Consider the following 18,882-nt stretch of genomic DNA (forward strand, 5'->3'; position numbering starts at 1 on the left):
CCGCCCGTGGGGGCGGTAGGTTGCGCACGTGAGCGAGGAGGTCACATGCGCATCGGTATCCCGGACGACGGCGGGCCGCTCGTGCCCGCCACCCCGGCAACCACCGCCCGGCTGGTCGGTCTCGGCTACGACGTGGTGGTCGCGGCAGGCGCTGGGTCCGGCGCGGGTTTTCCCGACGCCGCGTACCAGGCGGCAGGTGCCGCCGTCGTGCCCGACGCCGAGGCGTGGTCCGCCGACGTCGTGGCGATCACCCGGGCACCGGACGCGCTCGCCACGCCCGGCCCCGCAGGGTTGCGGCCGGGCGCGCGTGGCCCGGACGGGCTGCGGATCGGCGCGGTGCTGATCGCCCAGATCGCCCCCGCCGCCCGCCCCGACCTGGTGCGCGCGCTCGCCAACCGCGGCGTCACCGCGCTCGCCCTGGACGCCGTGCCGCGCATCTCCCGGGCGCAGTCGCTCGACGTGCTCAGCGCGCTGTCGAACGTCGCGGGGTACCGGGCGGTCGTCGAGGCCGCGGCCGAGTTCGGCGGCATGTTCTCCGGCCAGGTCACCGCGGCGGGCACCACACCCCCCGCGAACGTCTTCGTGATCGGCGCCGGCGTGGCCGGGCTCGCGGCCATCGGCGCGGCCGGCAGCCTCGGCGCGCAGGTGCGCGCCTTCGACGTACGGCCGGAGGCCGCCGAGCAGATCGAGTCCATGGGCGCGACGGTGGTCCGGGCGGACGACGCCGCGCAGCAGGTCAGCGCCGACGGCTATGCCTCGGCGCTCACCGCCGACCAGGAGGCGGCGGCGCTGCGCGCGTACGCCGTCGAGGCCGCCGCCGCCGACATCGTGATCACCACGGCGCTCGTGCGGGGTACCGCACCCACCACCATCACCGCCGAGATGGTCGCCACCATGCGGCCGGGCAGCGTGATCGTCGACCTCGCGGCCCCCGGCGGCGGCAACTGCGAGCTGACGGTGCCAGGACGACGGGTCGTCAGCGACAACGGCGTGGTGATCCTCGGCTGGACCGACCTGCCCGACCGGATGCCCCGGCACACCTCCGAGCTGCTCGGCACGGCGGTCGCCAACCTGGTCCAGCTCGGCACCCCGGGCCGGGACGGCCGCCTCGTGCTCGACCCGGAGGACGTCGTCGTGCGCGGGATGACCGTCGCCGCGGGCGGCGAGGTGCTGTGGCCACCACCGCCGGTAGCGGTGTCCGCGCCGACGGCGCCGGGCGGGCCCGGCTCGGTGGCCGCGCCCGACCGGACCGCGCCAGGCTCCCGACACGCTCGACCAGCGGCGGGCGGGGCCCGCCCGGCCTCGCCGATGGTCCGGAACGGGCTGCTGGCGCTCGGCGGGCTGCTCGCCGTGCTCGCCGTGGCGGCGTCACCCGCCGAGCAGGCGGCGCACTTCACCGTGCTGGCGCTCGCCGTCGTCGTCGGGTTCTACGTGATCTCGCACGTCAGCCACGCCCTGCACACCCCGCTCATGTCCCAGACCAACGCCATCTCCGGGATCATCCTCGTCGGCGGGATGCTGCAGATCGGCTCGTCCGACCCGGTGGTGACCACGCTGGCCGTGCTCGCCTCGACGGTCGCGAGCATCAACATCTTCGGTGGGTTCCTCGTGACCCACCGCATGCTCGGGATGTTCCGCAGGGGCGACGCCGCCGAGGGGAGCAACCGATGACCGTCGAGTCGGTGGTCCAGGCCGTCTACCTCGTGGCCGCGGTGCTCTTCGTGCTGTCCCTGGCCGGGCTGTCGAAGCAGGAGACCGCGCGGCGCGGTGTCCTGCTCGGCATGACCGGCATGGGCCTCGCCCTCGCGGCGACCGTAGCCCTCGCGCTGGACCGGTCCGAGCGGCCCGTCGGCGTGACCGCCGGCCTGATCCTGCTCGTGCTCCTGGTGGGCGCGGCAGTGGGTACCTGGCGGGCGCGGACCGTCGAGATGACGCAGATGCCGGAGCTCATCGCGCTGCTGCACTCGTTCGTGGGCGCTGCGGCGGTCCTGGTGGGCTTCGGGTCCTACCTGACCGAGCCCCACACGAGGGGCGCCGGGAGCACCGTGCACCTCGTCGAGGTGTTCCTCGGCGTGCTGATCGGCGCCGTGACGTTCACCGGCTCCGTGGTGGCGTTCGGGAAGCTGTCGGCGCGGCTGAGGTCGTCCCCGCTGATGCTCCCGGGCCGCAACTGGCTCAACCTGGCCGCCGTCGTCGCGTGCGGCGGGCTGCTGTGGTGGTTCCTCGCCGCGGGCAGCGCGGGCCTGCTCCCGCTGCTGCTCATGACGGTCGTGGCCCTGGCGCTGGGCTGGCACCTGGTGGCGGCGATCGGTGGAGGCGACATGCCCGTCGTCGTCTCGATGCTGAACTCCTACTCCGGGTGGGCGGCCGCCGCTGCCGGGTTCATGCTCGGCAACGACCTGCTCATCATCACCGGCGCGCTCGTCGGATCGTCGGGTGCGATCCTCAGCTACCTGATGTGCCGGGCGATGAACCGGTCGTTCGTCAGCGTGATCCTCGGCGGGTTCGGCGCCGGGACGGGCGCGGTCGCCCAGGGCGGTGTCGCCGAACCGGGCTCCTACCGCGAGACGACGGCGCTCGAGGTGGCCGACCGCCTGACCGCCGCCCGCTCGGTGATCGTCGTGCCGGGCTACGGCATGGCGGTGGCGAAGGCGCAGTACCCGGTGGCCGACCTGGTCGCACGGCTCACGGCGCGGGGGACCACCGTACGGTTCGGCATCCACCCGGTGGCCGGCCGCCTGCCCGGCCACATGAACGTGCTGCTCGCGGAGGCGAAGGTGCCGTACGACCAGGTGCTCGGCATGGACGAGATCAACGACGACCTGCCCGGCACCGACGTCGTGCTGGTGATCGGCGCCAACGACACCGTGAACCCGGCCGCGCAGGACGACCCGGCGTCGCCCATCGCGGGCATGCCGGTGCTCGAGGTGTGGCAGGCTCGCGAGGTGGTGGTCTTCAAGCGGTCCATGGCGACCGGCTATGCCGGCGTACAGAACCCGTTGTTCTTCCGCGAGAACACCGCGATGTTGTTCGGCGACGCGAAGGACCAGGTGGAGCTGATCGTGCAGGCGCTCTGACGGCACGGACCCGGTTCGCCGGGCTGGTACTTTTTGCGTTCGGGCGGTCATGTGTGGGTGAATTGAAAGTGACGCGCTGACATCGCGCGGTAACGACTTGGTATAAAGGGCGCGCCAGGAGAGTCCGGTGCAGTTCCTCAGTGCGGAGGCCGAGTGTTGACACGCTCTCTCGTGACCGTCACGGTCGCGATCGTGGGGTTCCTGGTGCTTGTCGCGACCACCGAGCTCTTCTACTTCGGGCCCCCTGCCGGGGCCCACAACGCCGGCGAGGTGTTCGCGTCGCTCGGTGGCGCCACGCTCACGCTCCTCACCTGGGCTGTTGTCGGGTGGGGGGTCGCGCGGACGGCCCGGGCCCTCCGCCTGGTCCGGCTCTCGGTCCTCGTCGGCATGGTCGTCCCCGTGGCGGCGATCGTCGCCTTCGCCCTGACCGTCGAGCTTGATGCCTGGTCCACCGGGTTCGGGGCGTTCGCGTTCGCGGCGGCGTCGGCCGGCGTGCTGGTGACGATCCGCCGCCGCCCGACCACGGAACCCAGCCCGGTAGCCCGGCACAACGGCCACCCACCGGTCCACATGGCCGCATAACCGGCCGAGCTGTCTCCCGACCCGCCGCCTCCGCAGAGCCCCTCGGGCACCCCGCTTCGAGGTCTAAGTTTCTCCGCCCTGAAACGTTTCAAAGCGGAGAAACTTAGACCTCGAAGGGGAGCGGTTGTGCCGGACTCGGGCGACCCTGGCGGTCAGGGGTCCGGGGCAGCCGCAGGAGTGGTCTCTTCATCGGGTTCGATGAAGAGACCACTCCTGGATTCGACGGACCAGCCGAGGTCAGGCGCCGGCGGTGACCCGGTCCTGGGACGCGAGGTCCGCGGCGCTGTAGTCCGCGCCGCCGCCGAGGCTCGGCATCATCGAGGTGAGCTGCGGCTTCCACCCGGCGTACCGGTCGGGGAAGCAGCGCTCCAGCAGGCCGGTCATGGCGGAGACCGCGGTCGAGGCACCCGGGGAGGCGCCGAGCAGGCCGGCGATGGTGCCGTCCTTGGCCGCGACGACCTCGGTGCCGAACTCCAGCACGCCGCCCTTGCCCTTGACCCACTTGATGACCTGGACGCGCTGGCCGGCGGTGATCCGCTCCCAGTCGCCGGGCTGCGCGGTCGGCATGAACCGCTGAAGCTCGTGGAACTTGGTCTCCGGAGCGGCCGCGACCTGGCCCACCAGGTAGCCGGTGAGGTCGAGGTTCTTCACGCCGGCGCCCAGCATCGAGAACACGTTGTGCGCGCGCAGCGAGGTGATCAGGCCGAGGTACTTGCCCTTCTTGAGGTACTTGGGGCTGAACCCGGCGTACGGGCCGAACATCAGGTAGCTCTTGCCGTCCACGATGCGCGTGTCCAGGTGGGGCACGGACATCGGCGGGGCGCCGACGTCGGCCTTGCCGTACACCTTGGCCTGGTGCTGGGACACGATCTCCGGGTTGTCCGTGCGCAGGAACTCGCCCGAGATCGGGAAGCCGCCGTACCCGCGCGCCTCCTTGATGCCCGAGGACTGCAGCAGCGGCAGCGCGCCACCACCGGCGCCGACGAAGACGAACTTCGCGGTGACGGTGCGGCGGCGGGTGCCCGCGTTCCAGGAGCGGTCGCGCAGGTTCAGGCGCCAGCGGCCGTCGCGCAGCTTCTTGAGGCCGCGGACCTCGTGGTTCAGGTGCAGCTCGGTGTTGTGCGCTGCCGCGAACTCGACGAGCTTCTTGGTGAGCGAGCCGAAGTCGACGTCGGTGCCGGCGGCGGCACGCGTGGCCGCGATCGGCTCGTCGCTGTCGCGGTCGAGGGTCATCAGCGGTGCCCACCGGCCGATCACGGCGGGGTCCGAGCTGAACTCCATGTCGCTGAACAGCGGGTGCACGCTGAGCGCCTCGTAGCGGCGGCGCAGGAAGTCCACGTTGTCCGCGCCGCGCACGAACGTCATGTGGGGCGTGACGTTGATGAAGTCGGTGCCCTCCATCAGGCCGGCGGTCAGGAGGTGGTTCCAGAACTCGCGGGAGGTGTGGAACTGCTCGTTGATCGTCACCGCCTTCGAGATGTCGACGGAGCCGTCCTTGCGCTCGGGCGTGTAGTTCAGCTCGCAGAGCGCGGCGTGGCCGGTACCCGCGTTGTTCCACGGGTTCGACGACTCTTGCGCGACCTCGTCGAGGCGCTCGTAGATTCCGATACGCCAGGTCGGCTCGAGGATCGTGAGCAGCGCACCGAGCGTGGCGCTCATGATCCCTCCGCCGATCAGCGCGACGTCGACCTCTTCGGAGGGACGCGGGGCTGTCTGGAGGTAAGAAGTCACGTCAAGAACGATAGCGGGCTTGTGAAAAGCGGAACGAGCGCTGTGGCGCGAATCACGCGATGCGATCCGTGACGTCCCTCACGCTCGTCCCGCAGGCCTCACCCCGCGCGCCCGACCTCGCGCCCGACCCCGTGCGTCACCGGGCCGGGAGGGCGGACGGCCACGGCCCCAGCTCGGGGAGATCGGTCCCCAGCGGTGCCGCCGGGACACGTCCGGCCAGCCACGCCGTGACGTCGCGCGGGTCGCCGGCGATGTCGTCCGCGGACACGCCGTCGGGCAGCCGGACTGCGAGGAACGCGCGCAGGTGGACGCACAGGGTGTCGTCCCAGGTCTCGTACCCGACTGCCGGGGAGGTGCCGGCGAGGGCGTCGACCGAGTGGATCCGCACCTCGCGCCACCAGGCGAGCAGGCAGCCCGACAGAGGCCCGCCGCGGTAGCCGCTCGGGGCGTCCCAGAGCGGGGAGCCGGGCTCCGGCCACGCCTGCGCCAGGTCGTCGCCGAGGGCACCCAGGACTGCGAGGTGCTCGGCCACCGTCCGGCCCGAACCGGCCTCGATCCCGGCGTTGCGGGCCTCCTGGCTCGCGTAGACGGGGACCACCTCGCCGCGCTCGGCCGCCTGGGTCTGGCCGAGCATCGCGCCGCCGATCCCTGCGACGTGGGACAGGACGTGCCCACGCGTCCAGCCGTCCAGGGGCGACGGTCCGGCGAGGTCCGCATCGGTCAGCTGCCCGACGGCGGACAGCAGCGCGTCCAGCGCTGCTGCCGAGTCGGCCAGGGCGTGCAGGACGAGGTCGGTGCTGTCGGTGGTGCTGGTGCTGCTGGTCACTGTGGTGTCCCTCCAGAGGGTGTGGGGTCATCGGGTCGTCGGACGTCGAGGTCGGTCAGGCGGCCTGTACGCCTGGTAGGCCGGCGGGTGGGGGCAGGATCAGGGCCAGAGCAGCCCGGTGGACCAGCCGTCGGCCTCGGCGCGGTACAGCAGGCGGAGGTGCGGGCCGTCGTCGGGCGCCTGCCAGAACTCGACCTCCGTGGGCGTGAGGACGTAGGCCGTCCAGTCCGGGGCGGCCAGCTCCGGGTCGGCGGTGACCGCGCGCAGTGCCTCGCCGAAGGCCCGCACGTACTCCTCCCGGGACGCCAGCGGCTCGCTCTGGCGGTTGACCAGGCCGGCGGCGCGGGAGGCGTCCGGCCGCGCGAGGAAGTCCGCGCGGCTCGCCTCCACGCCGGCTGACGCCGCCGTCCCCGTCACCTTGACCTGACGGCCCAGCTCGGGCCAGAAGAACGTCAGCGCCGCGTGCGGGTTGGCCGCCAGGTCGCGGCCCTTGGGCCCCGTCGACTGCGAGGCGAACCACCACCCGTCCACCGTCACGTCCTTGAGCGCGACCGTCCGGGCATGCACCCGTCCTGACGGCTCGGCCGTCGAGAGCGTCATGGCGTGCGCCGCCAGCAGGCCGGCCTCGATCGCCTCGTCCATCCAGGCGACGAACAGCTCGTGCGGGCTGGGCGGCGCGGCGTCCGGGTCGAGGACCGGGAGCCCGGGCCGGGCGAAGGTGGGCAGGGCGCGCAGGCGCTCGCGGAAGATCACGTGTTCTTCTCCTGGGTGGTCAGCAGGCCGACGAAGCCGCGCACCGCCGCGGTCAGCGCCCCTGGGTCCTGCGTGGCGCGGGCCAGGACGTAACCGCCCTGGATGATCGCGAGGGCGGCGTGCGCCCGGTCGCGGGCGACGTCGGCGGGCAGGCCGGTCTCGCGGAAGATCGCCGTGAGCACGCCGAGCAGGCGCACGAAGTAGGCGTCGAGCACGTCGCGCAGGCCCTCGTCGTCCATCACCGCCTGGTCGGAGGTGTGCCGGCCGACCTTGCAGCCGGCCAGGGCGTCGCGCGGCCGTTCCAGGTAGGCGACCAGGCGCTCGATCGCCGGGGCGTCGGTGCCCAGCGAGCGCATCGCCTGGGCGAGCGCGTCGTCCACGGTGGCGCCGACGGCAGCGACCGCGAGGTCGTGCTTGGTGGGGAAGTGGTGGTAGAGGCTGCCCTGCCCGACGCCGGACGCCGCCAGCACCGCGCGCGGGCTGGTCGCCCCGACGCCCTGGGTGGCGAAGAGATCCTGTGCGGCGCCGACGAGGCGGTCGCGTGCTGTGGTCGTGCTCATAGCCGCACCATACCTACCTCCAGGTATGGGGACAAGCGGCGACTGCCGGAAGTTCGGGCCGGTCGAGCGGTCCGAGGCAGGCGCGTCGGGCTCAGAACAGCGTGAGCGCGCCGAGCACACCGACCGCGAGGGCCAGCGCGAGCGAGACAGAGATCAGGACGCTGTGCACGGTGAGGAACCTCGTCGCGCGCCCGTCGGCGTCGCGGGACCGGGGGTCCGCGGCGATGCGCTGCCAGAACCGCGGCCAGATGAGCAGGTTCCACGCGGCGGTGACGAGGAGCACGACGGACCAGGCGACCGGAATATCCACGCGCCGAGTATGGGCCGTGGTCGTGGGCGCGATCGTTGCGCCTCAGACGGGCTGATGGCCGCAACGGTCGCGCTCACGACAACCGGGTCGGGTTCAGAAGTAGTCGCGGACGTGGAGCTGGCGGTTCGGGAACAGCGCGGACAGGACGGCGTCGTGGTCGGGTGCGCCGGTCAGGTGGCCGGCGAGTCGCAGGTTGGCCGCCGACTGCGCCCCCGTGTACAGCAGGGCCAGCCCGTTCGGGCTGAGCACGGGTCGCTCGTGGTGCGCGTCCTCGATCGCGACGGGGTCACGCTCGAGATGCGTGGCGCCGTCGGACACCGTGAGCGTCCAGGCGCCGTCGAGGTCGCGTGCCCCGCGGACCGCGAACGGGACCCGTGCGCCCTCGAGCGGCGACCGCACCCCGCCCAGCGCTCCCGCCACGTCGAGGATCCGCAGCATGTAGGGGTGGGCGGCGTGGACCGTCGAGGTCAGGTCGGGGAGCACCAGCCACGCCGGATCCAGGCCCGACGTCGACACGCGCGCCGTGCCGACCACCGTCGAGAAGCTGCCGACGGTGCGCCACAGGGCGCGGGCGGCGTCGGGCGTCAGGGCGATGAGGTCGTCGACCTCCATGACGGCCGTCGCGGGCGTGTAGCCCTCGCCGCGGATCCAGCTCGCGAAGCCGAGCACCTCGCCCGCGCCGCCCGCCGTCGCATCGATCGCGAGGGTGACGCCCGTGTAGTCGGCGAAGAACTTCTCGGGCGGGGTCCAGAAGGGCTTCTCTGCCCGGGACACCGGCCCGTTCTGCGCGGCGGCCCACCGGTGGTGGACGGCGACGACGGCGTCGAAGTCGGCCACCGCCGCCCGGCGCGTGACGACGCCGTCGGGCGCCGGCACACGGTTCAGGTTCAGCAGGGGAACGTCGACGTCGTCGAACGAGCCGACCACCTCGTAGCCGAGCCCGCGGTAGATGCCGGGTGCCGTGGGGAAGAGCGTGGAGATCACCTCGCCGTGCTCCCGCGCCTCCTCCAGGGCCGCGCCGAAGAGCCGGCCGAGGTGGCCGGAACCGCGCCGCTCCGGCTCGACGGCGACCCCGGCGACGCCCGCCGTCGGCACCCGCGCGCCGTGGAACCACGACGTGAACCCGTACACCCGCAGGCGGGCGGCCAGGCCGTCGTCGTCGAACGCGCCCCACTCGCGGAAACCGGCGGCCTCCCACTCCTCGCGCGTCGGGACCGGGCGGCCCCCGCTCGGCGTGCCGAACGCCTCGCCGCCGAGGCGGTTGAAGTCGGGCTGGTCGGCGTACTCGACGGGTCGCACGGTGAGACTCATGCAGGCGACCCTAGAACGTGGCAGGGCTCTCCGGAATCGGAGCCGGAACCTGATGCCGGACGGGCTGTCCGGGCCCGGCCCGGCCCGGGGCTTGCTCAGTCGCCGAAGTAGGCGACCAGCTCCTCGGCGGGGTGGGGGCGGAGCAGCGGGGTGCGCGTGACCTCGAGCGGTTCGGGCGTGAGCAGGCCCGGCAGCTCCGCGTCGGCGGTGCGGTTCCCGGGGGCAGAGCCGGTGTCGGGTACGAGGTCGCGCTGGAAGAGCGCGGCGTCGTGCCACTGGCCCAGCTTCCAGCCGATCTTCTCGAACGAGCCCGCACGGTGGAAGCCGGCGGCCTCGTGCAGCGCGATGGCGGGGTCGTTCGGCAGCACGATGCTGGCGACGGCGCGGTGGTACCCCCGGCGCGCGAGCCGCGCCAGGAGCGTGTCGTAGAGGGCGCGGCCGCCGCCCTGCCGCTGGTGGTCGGCGGCGACGTACACGTTGGTCTCGAGCGTCCAGCGGAACGTCGGGCGGTCCGCGAACGGCTTGGCGTAGGCGAAGCCGGCCACGACGCCCTCCGTCTCGAGCACCAGCCAGGTCTCCCGGCCGAAGAAACGCTCGATGCGGCGCGTCATCTCACGGGAGTCCGGTGGGCTGGTCTCGAAGGTCGCCGCCGAGTCGGCGACGAACGGGGCGTAGATCGCGGCGCAGGCTGCGGCGTCGTCTGGTGTCGCGACGCGGACGATGCTGTCCATGAACGGATCTTGCCGCGAACGGGCCGGACGCGATGATCGCAGCGCGGGCTTGACGACGGCGGGGTGAGGGGGTAGTTCGGGCAGGCCCACCCGAGGGCGACGGGTGTCGGTGGCTCGGCATACCGTGTGGCCGTGACCACGCTCCAGAGACGGGTGCTCCTCGTCGCCATCCTCGGTTCGTTCGTGTCGTTCCTCGACGGCACGGTCGTGAGCGTCGCGCTGCCCGCGATCGCGCGGGAGCTCGGTGGCGAGGGCGTGGAGGCGCTGGCCCTGCAGCAGTGGGTGGTCGACGCCTACCTCGTGACCCTCGGGGCGCTGATGCTCGTCGCGGGTTCGGTGTCCGACGTCTACGGGCGACGCCGGGTGCTGGCCGTGGGGCTCGTGGGGTTCGCCGTCGCCTCGGTGCTGTGCGCGCTCGCGCCCACGGGGCCTGTCCTCGTCCTCGCCCGTGCGCTGCAGGGCGTGGCGGGCGCCCTGCTGGTGCCGAGCTCGCTGGCCCTGATCGTCGCGACGTTCCGCGGCGAGGCGCAGGCCCGCGCGATCGGCCGGTGGACGTCGTGGACCACCGCCGCGATGATCGTCGGCCCGTTCGTCGGCGGCATGCTCGTCGACCTCGTGTCCTGGCGCTGGGTGTTCTGGATCAACGTGCCCGTCGTCGCCGTGACGCTCTGGCTGCTGCGCGGGGTGCCCGCGGCAGAGGGCGAGCCGGGTCGGCGGATCGACGTCCCGGGTGCGTCGCTCGCCGCGTTCGGCCTCGCGGGCGTGGTGTTCGGGCTCATCGAGGGGGAGCGGCTCGGATGGACGTCACCGGCCGTCCTCGGGTCCGTCCTCGTCGGTGCCGCGATGCTGGTGGCGTTCGTGCTCCACCAACGGCGGGCCGCGGACCCGATGCTGCCGCTGCGTCTGTTCGGGGCGCGCAACTTCGCATGGGGCAACCTCGCGACCTTCGCGATCTACGGGGCGCTCTCGCTGGGCGGATTCGTGCTCACGCTGTTCCTGCAGCAGGTCGCCGGGTACTCCGCGACGTGGTCCGGCGTGGCGCAGCTGCCGACCACGCTCGCGATGATCCTCTTCTCGGCGTGGTTCGGCACGCTCGCCGGCCGGTACGGGCCGCGGCTGTTCATGACGCTGGGCCCGATCGTCGCGGCGGCGGGGTTCCTCCTGATGCTCTCGATCGACGAGACCGCGTTCTACCCCACCCAGGTGCTGCCCGGCCAGCTCGTGTTCGGCCTCGGGCTCTCGATCACGGTGGCGCCGCTGACGGCCGCCATCCTCGGCGCCGTCCCCACGCAGGACGCCGGCATCGGCTCCGCGGTGAACAATGCCGTCGCGCGGGTGGCCGGGCTGGTGACCGTCGCCTTCGCGGGGGTCATCACCGGCGGCGTGCTGGACGTCGACACGTTCCACCGCGCCCTCCTGGTGACCGCGGCCCTGCTGGTGGCCGGCGGTCTGCTGTCGCTGGCGGGGATCCGGAACGCGCGCGGGGTAGATCCAAGCGACACCCTGGTCAAACGGACTTAGGTGTGCCTAACCTCAGTGCATGGCATTCAAGGGGCGCAAAGCGGTCGACCCGCACGTCGTGATGGCTGAGGTCGTCAACACCAAGCGGATCACGCCGAACATGATGCGCGTGACGCTCGGCGGCGACGAGCTGGCCCAGCTCACACCCGCCGGCTACGACCAGTGGTTCCGCCTCTTCCTGCCCCGGGCGGGGCAGGACATGCTGCGCCTGCCGACCCGTACGTCGGGGCTCTGGTACGCGGAGTACCTCACCACCCCGAAGGCCCGGCGTCCCTGGGTACGCAACTACACGGTGCGTGCCGCGCGGCCCGACCTGAACGAGATAGACGTCGACTTCGTGCTGCACGCCGGTGAGCACGACACGTCAGAGGGCGCCGGGCACGTGTCCGGCCCGGGAGCGGGCTTCGCCCAGGCCGCCGACCACGGCATGCGCGTCGGCATCCTTGACCAGGGTGTCACCTACGACCCGCGGCACCCGCACGACTGGACGCTCCTGGTGGCCGACGAGTCGGGGCTGCCCGCCGTCGCCGGCATCTGCGAGTCGCTCCCCGACGACGCCCGCGGCATCGCCGTCGTCGAGGTCCCCACGGCCGGGGACGAGCAGGAGTTCCGGGCGCCGTCGGGCGTCGAGGTGCGCTGGGTGGTGCGGTCGGACGGCGACGCGCACGCCGTCCCCGGCCGAGCCGCGCTCGCGGAGCTGCAGGAGCTCGACCTGACCGGGTTCGGCACCGCGGTGTACGCGTTCGCCGTCGGTGAGGCGTCGCTGGCCACGGGCGCGCGCCGGCACCTGGTGAACGAACGCGGCGTGCCCAAGTCGCACGTGGACTTCGTGGGCTACTGGCGCCACGGCCGCTCGTCCCCGGGCTGACCGCTTGTCTGGGTGCGGGCAGGGCCGAACCCGGGTGGTCGGCAATACGTCAGGTGATCGGCAACTCGGATTGCCGATCACCTGACATTCTGCCGACCACCCGACCTCTCGCCGAACACCCGGGTGTGGTGCTGTGAGTGCGACCACAGGCGTGTCAGTTCGAGGCCCGTGCACAGATGGCGTGCCAGGAGCCCCACGCGAGCCGGATCTGCGCCACGGTCTCCGTATGGACCAGTCCGAGATCCTCATCGCACGGGAGCACGACCGAGAGGCGCTACGCAGAGCACTCCGGGACAAGAACGTCGAGAAGGTTCGCCGGGGTGCCTATCGCGACAGACCGGTCACCACCGGTGACCGGTATCGCGACGCGACGGACCGCGCTGTCGCTCGTGTCGTCGCGGTCGGCACACAGCTGCGCCGCGCGTGGGTGAGCCACGAGTCGGCCGCTCTCCTGCACGGGCTGCGCCTGTGGCAGCTGCCGGAGCGCATCCATGTCATCCAGCGGTACCGGGCGTCCTCGGCGTCGGCCCGCGACATCGCGCGGCATCGCCTGACGGTCGGCGCCCACGAGGGACCACCGTCGACGGCGTGGCGGTGACCAGCCTGGAGCGCACCGTCGCGGACTGCTGTGTCTCGCTGCACCCGTTGCCCGCGCTCGTCGTCGCGGACCATGCGCTCGCGCTCGGGATGGACCTCCCGGCCGCCCGCGAGTCGGTGATGAGCATGCGTGACGTGCGCGGCCGCCGCCGGGCGCTGCTGGTGCTCGAGCTGGCGGACAGAGGTGCGGAGTCCGCGTGGGAGACCTGGCTCCGGTACCTGGTGCTGCGGGCGGGCCTGCCTCGCCCGGTCACACAGCTCCGGGTCAGCACTCCCTATGGTGAGTTCCGGGCGGACCTGGGCTGGACGGCGTTCCGGCTGCTCGCCGAGTTCGACGGGCGCGTCAAGTACGTCCCCGGCGCGCTCGGCGCCGGGCACGACGCCGGACGCGCGCTGTTCGACGAGAAGCGCCGCGAGGACCAGCTCCGGGAGGAGCGTTGGGGAGTGGTGCGCGTGACGTCGTCGGACGGCGCGGGCCCCGCCCTGGCCCGGATCCTCGGACACGTCCCGGACGAGATCCGCGCAAACCTCCGCCCGCTCCGCCAGCTCCCGCCCCCGGCGCCCGCGGCAGGCCGCACGAATGGTCGGCAGAACGTCAGGTAGTCGGTAATCCGGGGTACCGAACACCTGACGTTCTGCCGACCAGCCGGGGCAGTGCCCGGCGTGAAAAGTGTTGGACCGTCGGGTGGGATGTGTCAGGGTCCGAGCGTGGCTACCTTCATCTCGCACCTGACCATCGACTGCTCCGACGCCTACTCGCTCTCCGAGTGGTGGAAGCCGGTGCTCGGGTACGAGGACGTGCCCGACGACCCGAACCTGCCCGGCCACGACGAGTGCATGCTCGTCGACCCTGCGGGCAAGGGCATGACCGTCCTGTTCATCGAGGTGCCGGAGGGCAAGTCGGTCAAGAACCGGCTGCACCTCGACCTGCGCCCGCGCGAGGACCCGCAGGACACGGAGATCGAACGGCTGATCGCGCACGGCGCCACGGTCGTGGCCGACCGCCGAGGGCAGTACGGGCCGGGCACCGGCTGGGTGACGCTCGCCGACCCGGAGGGCAACGAGTTCTGCGTCCTGCGTTCGCCGGCTCAGCTCGCGGAGCAGTCGGCGCCGACAGAAGCCGCTGACGCCTGAGCGGCTGGGCGACCGGCCCGAGGAGAGCGGCCGGGATCCGGGAGATGCTGGTCCTACCCGCTGGTCTCAGGTGCGCCCTGAGAGGCCAGCCGCGCGTGGTCGGCAGAACGTCAGGTGGTCGGTAGTTCGAACTGCCGACCACCTGACCTTCTACCGACCACCTGACGTTTTACCGATCACGCCGCACGCCCGCGCCCGCATGCGCACCGGTCAGACTCGGACTACCACCTTGCCGCGCGTGTGGCCCGTCTCGTTGGCCCGGTGCGCTTCGGCGGCGTCGGCCAGGTCGAACACCTGCGCGACCTCCACCGACAGCTTGCCGGCGTCGAAGAGCGCGGTGAGGGCGTCGAGGTCCGCCGTGGACGGGCGCACCCAGAGGTAGTGCCCGCCGTGCTCGGTGCGGGCTGTGGCGTCCGTGATCGACGCGATGGTGCCGCCGTCGGCCAGCACCTCGGCGCTGGTGGCGACGGCCTCGCCGCCGGCGAAGTCGAGGGCGACGTCGACGCCGTCGGGCGCGACGGAGCGGACCCGGTCCGCGAGACCGTCGCCGTAGGTGACCGGTTCGGCGCCGAGCGCGCGCAGGAACTCGTGGTTGCCCTCGCTCGCGGTGCCGATGACGCGGGCGCCCAGTGCCTTGGCGAGCTGCACGGCGAACGCGCCGACGCCGCCGGCCGCCGCGTGCACCAGCACGGTCTGCCCCTCGGTGACCCCGGCACGCCGGATCGCCTGGTACGCGGTGAGGCCCGCGAGCGGTACCGCCGCCGCCTCCTCGAAGCTCAGGGACGCCGGCTTGCGCGCCAGGGTGCGCACCGGCGCCGCGACGAGCTCGGCGAACGTGCCGCCCTGCACCGTGTCCTTGCGCACGTAGCCGTACACCTCGTCGCCGACCTGGAACTCAGGGGTGTCCAGGCCGACCTGCTCGACGACGCCCGCGACGTCCCAGCCCGGGATCGCGGGGAACGTCGTGTCGATCAGGCCCTCCAGGTAGCCCTGGCGGATCTTCCAGTCGACCGGGTTCACCGAGGCGGCCCTGACCCGGACGAGCAGGGTGTCGGGCCCGATGTGCGGGTCGGGCTGGTCGGAGAGCTCGAGGACGTCGGCGCTGCCGAACGTGGAATACGTGATGGCTCGCATGTCAGCGACAACCCGCCCGGCGGACGCGGGTATTCCGTGACCGCCGGGCGGGCCGCCGCACAGGCCCGCTCAGTCCAGCCGCAGGCGCGTGACCCAGTACGCGGTGTCGTCCTCGGGCGTCGTCGTGAACCGGGCGTTCGGCAGGTACAGCGCACCGGCGAAGCGGGCGATGGTGGTGGGGGTGTCGAAGTCGTCGCTGGTGCGGGTCTGCACCACCCGCCCGGAGGACGCCGTCCGGTCGAGCCGCACGGTCGACACCTGGTTCCGGGTGTTCTGCGCGACGTAGAGCGTGCGACCGGTACGGAGCATCCCGTCGCCGTCCGTGAGCTTCGTGTCGCCGAGGTCCACCCGGTCGGCGTGCCCGTTGTCCGGGTCCACCCGGAAGAGGTCACCGGTCGTCGAGTTCACGACGAGGAGCGCCTTCCCGTCGGGCGAGGTCGTGATGCCGTTGGCGTTGAACCCGTCGACCTGCTCCCAGTCGCCGTGCAGGACCAGCTCGTCCGACGTGTCGGTGGGCTCGCCGCGCGGCCCCAGGTGCAGCCGGTGGACGACGGCGCGCTGGGAGTCGGTGAAGTAGGCGTGGTCGTCGGTCAGCACGACGTCGTTCACGAAGCCGCCGCCGAGGTCGTACGTCGCGAGGACCTCGCCCGTACGCCCGTCGACGACCCGCGCGTCGCCGGCGGTGCCGCCCGAGACGAACAGGCGGCCGCGAGCGTCGACGGCGAGCCCCACCGACGGCGTGCCGGGACCCTGGCTGATCAGCTCGCCCTCGCCGGTCACGAGGTCGGCGCGGTAGATGTCGCCGTCGGCGAGCGAGCCGAACCATGCGTACGGGCCTGCCGTCGCGATGCCTTCGGGCCGGAAGGCGTCGGGCAGGTCGATGCGCTCCGGGAGGTCGATCTGGGGAAAGGGGTCGCGCAGGCCGTGGGCGAGCTGCTGCGCGGGGGAGCCGCTGGGGGCGGCCCCGGGTGCGGCGACCGCTGTCGCCGGGACTGCCGCGAGCGTGATCGCGGCAAGGATGGCCGTAGGGGCGGCCAGACGCTGGGGGTACCTGAACATCTCTGTCCTCCGTCCGTCGGGCAACACCGTACGTCGGTAGCCCGCCGAAGTGGAGGGAAACAGCGTAAAAGTGTGCCAAGCGGGCGACGCCCGAGAACGCCGGGCCCGATGCGCGGCCTGCCGGGTCACTTCTGCCCGGGCACCTCGACCACCACGTCGTGCGGCGACTTGTCCGGGCGCCAGCCGCGCCACACGGAGTGCCGCATCCGCCGCTCGCCCGACGCGCCGTCGCTGCCCTCCGCCCAGTCGGCGTACGTCACCTCGCCCACCAGCTTGGGCGTCACCCAGCGGGCGTCCGACGCATCGTCCGTCGGCACGCCCGACGCGCCGGGTGTCTTGCGCTCCATGCTCCGCAGCTGGGCGGTGATCTCGCGGCGCTCGCGCTCGGTGAAGCCCGTGCCGACCCGTCCGACGTAGCGCAGGCCGTCGCCGTCCGCGCCGTCGTCGGGCACCGCCATGAGGAGGGAGCCCATGACCGAGGAGTTCGCCCGGCCCGGCCGCCAGCCCACGATGACGACCTCCTGCATGGCGCTGTGCTTGAGCTTGAGCCACTCGCGTGAGCGGCGTTGCGCGTAGGTGGAGGTGCGGCGCTTGGCGACGACGCCCTCCAGACGCAGGGTGCGCGAGGTGCGCAGGGCGGCGTCGAGGTCACCGTCGAACACGGGCGGGAGATGGACGGGGGCGTGGGGCGTGACGAGGGACTCCAGCAGCTCGCGCCGCTCGGTCCAGGGGCGGTGCGTGACGTCGTCGCCGTCGGCCTGCAGGACGTCGAAGAGCATGAGGTCCACCTGGACGCGGGCCCGGGCGCGTGCGACGTCACGCTCCTTGCGGAGGTTGGCGCGGAGCTGGAGCCGGCGGAAGTCGGGGCGGCCGTCGCGGTCGAGCGCGACGATCTCGCCGTCGAGCACGACCGGGAGCCGGGCCGGGTCGACCTGGTCCGCGAGCGCGGCCAGCTCGGGGAAGGTGACCGTGAGGTCCTGGCCGGAGCGGCTGACGAGGCGCACGGTCTCGGCGTCCTGGACGTGGGCGAGGGTGCGGAACCCGTCCCACTTCATCTCGAACATCCAGTCGTCGGGCTCGGTCAGCTCGCCGGGCGCGGCGTTGGTGGCGAGCATGGGCCGCTGTGCTTTCTGCCCGGTCCCGGTCCGGGCCTTCGGTGCGGGGGAGGGCTCAGCGCTCGACGCGTTCGGGGAGCCCGGCTGGGCCTTGGTGAGGTGGATGAGCCAGTTGTTCTCGGCGTCACCGTCACGGCCGCCCGTGCGGATCAGGGCCAGACGGCGGGAGCCGCGCTCGGCGGAGCGGAGGGTGACGATCACCTCGTCGTCACGCCACTTCTCGAGCTCGTAGGTGCCGGAGTCCCAGATGGTGACCTCGCCGGCCCCGTACTCGCCGCTCGGGATGGTGCCCTCGAAGGAGCCGTACTCCAGCGGGTGGTCCTCGGTCTGCACGGCCAGGTGGTTCTTGGCCGGATCGGTCGGTTCGCCGCGGGGGAGGGCCCAGCTCACGAGCACGCCGTCGTGCTCGAGGCGGAAGTCCCAGTGCAGACGGCGGGCATGGTGCTCCTGGATGACGAAGGTGGGTTCGTCGGTGGTCGAGCCCGCCCCGGTGGTCGAGCTGGTGGAGACCTGCGTCTCCGGTCCGAACGGCTCGGGGGTCCTGGCCGGGTCGCGCTTGGTCCGGTAGGTCTCCAGCTTCTGGAAGGTGGCCAGGCGCTCCGGCGTCGGCTCCAGGGCGGAGAGGTGGCCCTCCAGGAGCGGGGCGAGCAGGTCGCCGTCGGCCTCGACGCGCGCCACCACCTCTTCGGGCGTGAGCTGGGCGAGGTCGGGGTCGTCGAGCTCCTCCCACGTGCGGGGCGCGGCGACCCACGGCCGGTCGAGGCCGCGCAGGGAGTAGGGGGTGATGGTGGTCTTGCTGCCGTTGTTCTGCGACCAGTCGACCAGCACCTTGCCCTGGCGCAGGCTCTTGCTCATGTCGCTGACGACGAGGTCGGGGTGCTCGGACTCGAGGTAGCGGGCTAGCTCGTGCGCGACGGCGGAGACGGCGTCGGAGTCGAGGCGGCTGTCCTGGGCCTTGCCCAGTGCCGCGTAGAGGTGGATGCCCTTGGAACCGGACGTCACCGGGTACGGCTCCAGGCCCATGCCCTGCAGGATCTCGCGGGCCCAGCGGGCGACCTGTGCGCACTCGGCCAGCCCCGCGCCGGGACCGGGGTCGAGGTCGAGCACCAGGCGGTCGGGGTCGAGGCGGGCGCCCGTGCGGCCGAACTGCCACTGCGGCGTGTGCAGCTCGAGGGTCGCCGTCTGGCCCAGCCAGGTCAGGGTCGCGAGGTCGTTGACCAGCACGTAGTCGTTCGCCGAGGACTTGTGCTGGATCGACCGTCGCTTGACCCAGTCGGGGGTCGAGGCGTCGAGGTTCTTCTGGAAGAACATCTGCCCGCCCGTGCCGTCGGGCCACCGCTTGCGGGTGGCGGGCCGGTTCGCGGCGTGCGGCAGCAGCACGGGCGCCACCTGCGTCAGGTAGTGCAGCACCTCGCCCTTGGTGGTCCCCGACGCCGGGAACATGACCTTGTCGAGGTTGCTCAGGCGCAGGCGGTGCCCCTCGACCGAGACCGTCTGCTGTGTGGACGCCATCCCACCATCGTGCCGCCGGTCGGTGCGTCTCGCCCAGGGTCGGCGAGATCACGTGCCGGAG

The 18,882-nt window shown here is 72.6% G+C and carries 18 protein-coding genes; 8 read left to right on the forward strand and 10 right to left on the reverse strand.

Going from position 1 to position 18,882, the window contains the following annotated elements; genetic code table 11:
• Nucleotides 1–45: 45 nt before the first annotated feature.
• The 3 genes from LUM46_RS06330 (at nt 46) to LUM46_RS06340 (ending at nt 3,659) form a co-directional block, all read left to right on the forward strand.
• The gene (locus LUM46_RS06330; RefSeq protein WP_274992929.1) at nt 46–1,671 is read left to right on the forward strand and encodes a Re/Si-specific NAD(P)(+) transhydrogenase subunit alpha; all 1,626 of its coding nucleotides are present in this window, start codon (nt 46–48) and stop codon (nt 1,669–1,671) included.
• Complete coding sequence (gene pntB, locus LUM46_RS06335; protein ID WP_274992930.1) at nt 1,668–3,077, forward strand: Re/Si-specific NAD(P)(+) transhydrogenase subunit beta; 1,410 nt, start codon at nt 1,668–1,670, stop codon at nt 3,075–3,077. Before LUM46_RS06330 ends, pntB begins: the two co-directional genes overlap by 4 nt.
• A 153-nt stretch (nt 3,078–3,230) precedes the next feature.
• Nucleotides 3,231–3,659, forward strand: coding sequence for a hypothetical protein (locus LUM46_RS06340; RefSeq protein ID WP_274992931.1), 429 nt, complete (start codon nt 3,231–3,233; stop codon nt 3,657–3,659).
• A 237-nt stretch (nt 3,660–3,896) separates the two neighbouring features.
• On the opposite strand, the gene mqo is transcribed toward LUM46_RS06340, so the two are convergent.
• The 7 genes from mqo to LUM46_RS06375 form a co-directional block, all read right to left on the reverse strand.
• A complete protein-coding gene (gene mqo, locus LUM46_RS06345; protein WP_274992932.1) occupies nt 3,897–5,390 on the reverse strand; it encodes a malate dehydrogenase (quinone) in 1,494 nt (497 codons plus the stop codon).
• Between the two features lie 136 nt (nt 5,391–5,526).
• The gene (locus tag LUM46_RS06350) at nt 5,527–6,216 is read right to left on the reverse strand and encodes a maleylpyruvate isomerase N-terminal domain-containing protein (protein WP_274992933.1); all 690 of its coding nucleotides are present in this window, start codon (nt 6,214–6,216) and stop codon (nt 5,527–5,529) included.
• Between the two features lie 99 nt (nt 6,217–6,315).
• Nucleotides 6,316–6,969, reverse strand: a complete 654-nt coding sequence (locus tag LUM46_RS06355; protein ID WP_274992934.1) for a pyridoxine/pyridoxamine 5'-phosphate oxidase — start codon at nt 6,967–6,969, stop codon at nt 6,316–6,318.
• Nucleotides 6,966–7,529: a TetR/AcrR family transcriptional regulator gene (locus LUM46_RS06360; protein ID WP_274992935.1), complete on the reverse strand. Its 564-nt coding sequence runs from the start codon at nt 7,527–7,529 to the stop codon at nt 6,966–6,968. The genes LUM46_RS06355 and LUM46_RS06360 overlap by 4 nt, the downstream gene beginning before the upstream one ends.
• 91 nt (nt 7,530–7,620) lie before the next feature.
• Nucleotides 7,621–7,839: an SCO4848 family membrane protein gene (locus tag LUM46_RS06365; RefSeq protein WP_274992936.1), complete on the reverse strand. Its 219-nt coding sequence runs from the start codon at nt 7,837–7,839 to the stop codon at nt 7,621–7,623.
• Between the two features lie 93 nt (nt 7,840–7,932).
• Complete coding sequence (locus LUM46_RS06370; RefSeq protein WP_274992937.1) at nt 7,933–9,150, reverse strand: GNAT family N-acetyltransferase; 1,218 nt, start codon at nt 9,148–9,150, stop codon at nt 7,933–7,935.
• A gap of 95 nt (nt 9,151–9,245) precedes the next feature.
• A complete protein-coding gene (locus LUM46_RS06375) occupies nt 9,246–9,881 on the reverse strand; it encodes a GNAT family N-acetyltransferase (RefSeq protein WP_274992938.1) in 636 nt (211 codons plus the stop codon).
• A 126-nt stretch (nt 9,882–10,007) separates the two neighbouring features.
• Here LUM46_RS06375 and LUM46_RS06380 point away from each other — a divergent pair, with 126 nt between their 5' ends.
• The 5 genes from LUM46_RS06380 to LUM46_RS06400 all read left to right on the forward strand — a co-directional run bounded on the left by LUM46_RS06380 (nt 10,008) and on the right by LUM46_RS06400 (nt 14,001).
• Nucleotides 10,008–11,402 carry a DHA2 family efflux MFS transporter permease subunit gene (locus LUM46_RS06380; protein ID WP_274992939.1) on the forward strand — a complete coding sequence of 465 codons (1,395 nt, stop codon included), beginning with the start codon at nt 10,008–10,010 and terminating at the stop codon, nt 11,400–11,402.
• Between the two features lie 19 nt (nt 11,403–11,421).
• Nucleotides 11,422–12,270: a siderophore-interacting protein gene (locus LUM46_RS06385; RefSeq protein ID WP_274992940.1), complete on the forward strand. Its 849-nt coding sequence runs from the start codon at nt 11,422–11,424 to the stop codon at nt 12,268–12,270.
• Nucleotides 12,271–12,496: 226 nt separating this feature from the next.
• A complete protein-coding gene (locus tag LUM46_RS06390) occupies nt 12,497–12,868 on the forward strand; it encodes a hypothetical protein (protein WP_274992941.1) in 372 nt (123 codons plus the stop codon).
• On the forward strand, nt 12,859–13,470 hold the full coding sequence (locus tag LUM46_RS06395) for a hypothetical protein (RefSeq protein WP_274992942.1): 612 nt from the start codon (nt 12,859–12,861) through the stop codon (nt 13,468–13,470). Before LUM46_RS06390 ends, LUM46_RS06395 begins: the two co-directional genes overlap by 10 nt.
• A gap of 105 nt (nt 13,471–13,575) precedes the next feature.
• Nucleotides 13,576–14,001: a VOC family protein gene (locus LUM46_RS06400; protein ID WP_274992943.1), complete on the forward strand. Its 426-nt coding sequence runs from the start codon at nt 13,576–13,578 to the stop codon at nt 13,999–14,001.
• Between the two features lie 210 nt (nt 14,002–14,211).
• On the opposite strand, the gene LUM46_RS06405 is transcribed toward LUM46_RS06400, so the two are convergent.
• From LUM46_RS06405 to LUM46_RS06415, 3 genes are all read right to left on the reverse strand, one after another.
• The gene (locus LUM46_RS06405; protein WP_274992944.1) at nt 14,212–15,135 is read right to left on the reverse strand and encodes an NADP-dependent oxidoreductase; all 924 of its coding nucleotides are present in this window, start codon (nt 15,133–15,135) and stop codon (nt 14,212–14,214) included.
• Between the two features lie 69 nt (nt 15,136–15,204).
• Nucleotides 15,205–16,194 carry an SMP-30/gluconolactonase/LRE family protein gene (locus LUM46_RS06410; protein ID WP_274992945.1) on the reverse strand — a complete coding sequence of 330 codons (990 nt, stop codon included), beginning with the start codon at nt 16,192–16,194 and terminating at the stop codon, nt 15,205–15,207.
• Nucleotides 16,195–16,319: 125 nt separating this feature from the next.
• Nucleotides 16,320–18,821, reverse strand: a complete 2,502-nt coding sequence (locus LUM46_RS06415; protein WP_274992946.1) for an ATP-dependent DNA ligase — start codon at nt 18,819–18,821, stop codon at nt 16,320–16,322.
• Nucleotides 18,822–18,882: the final 61 nt, after the last annotated feature.

The sequence above is a fragment of the Promicromonospora iranensis genome (assembly GCF_028994805.1).
Taxonomy (GTDB): domain Bacteria; phylum Actinomycetota; class Actinomycetes; order Actinomycetales; family Cellulomonadaceae; genus Promicromonospora; species Promicromonospora iranensis.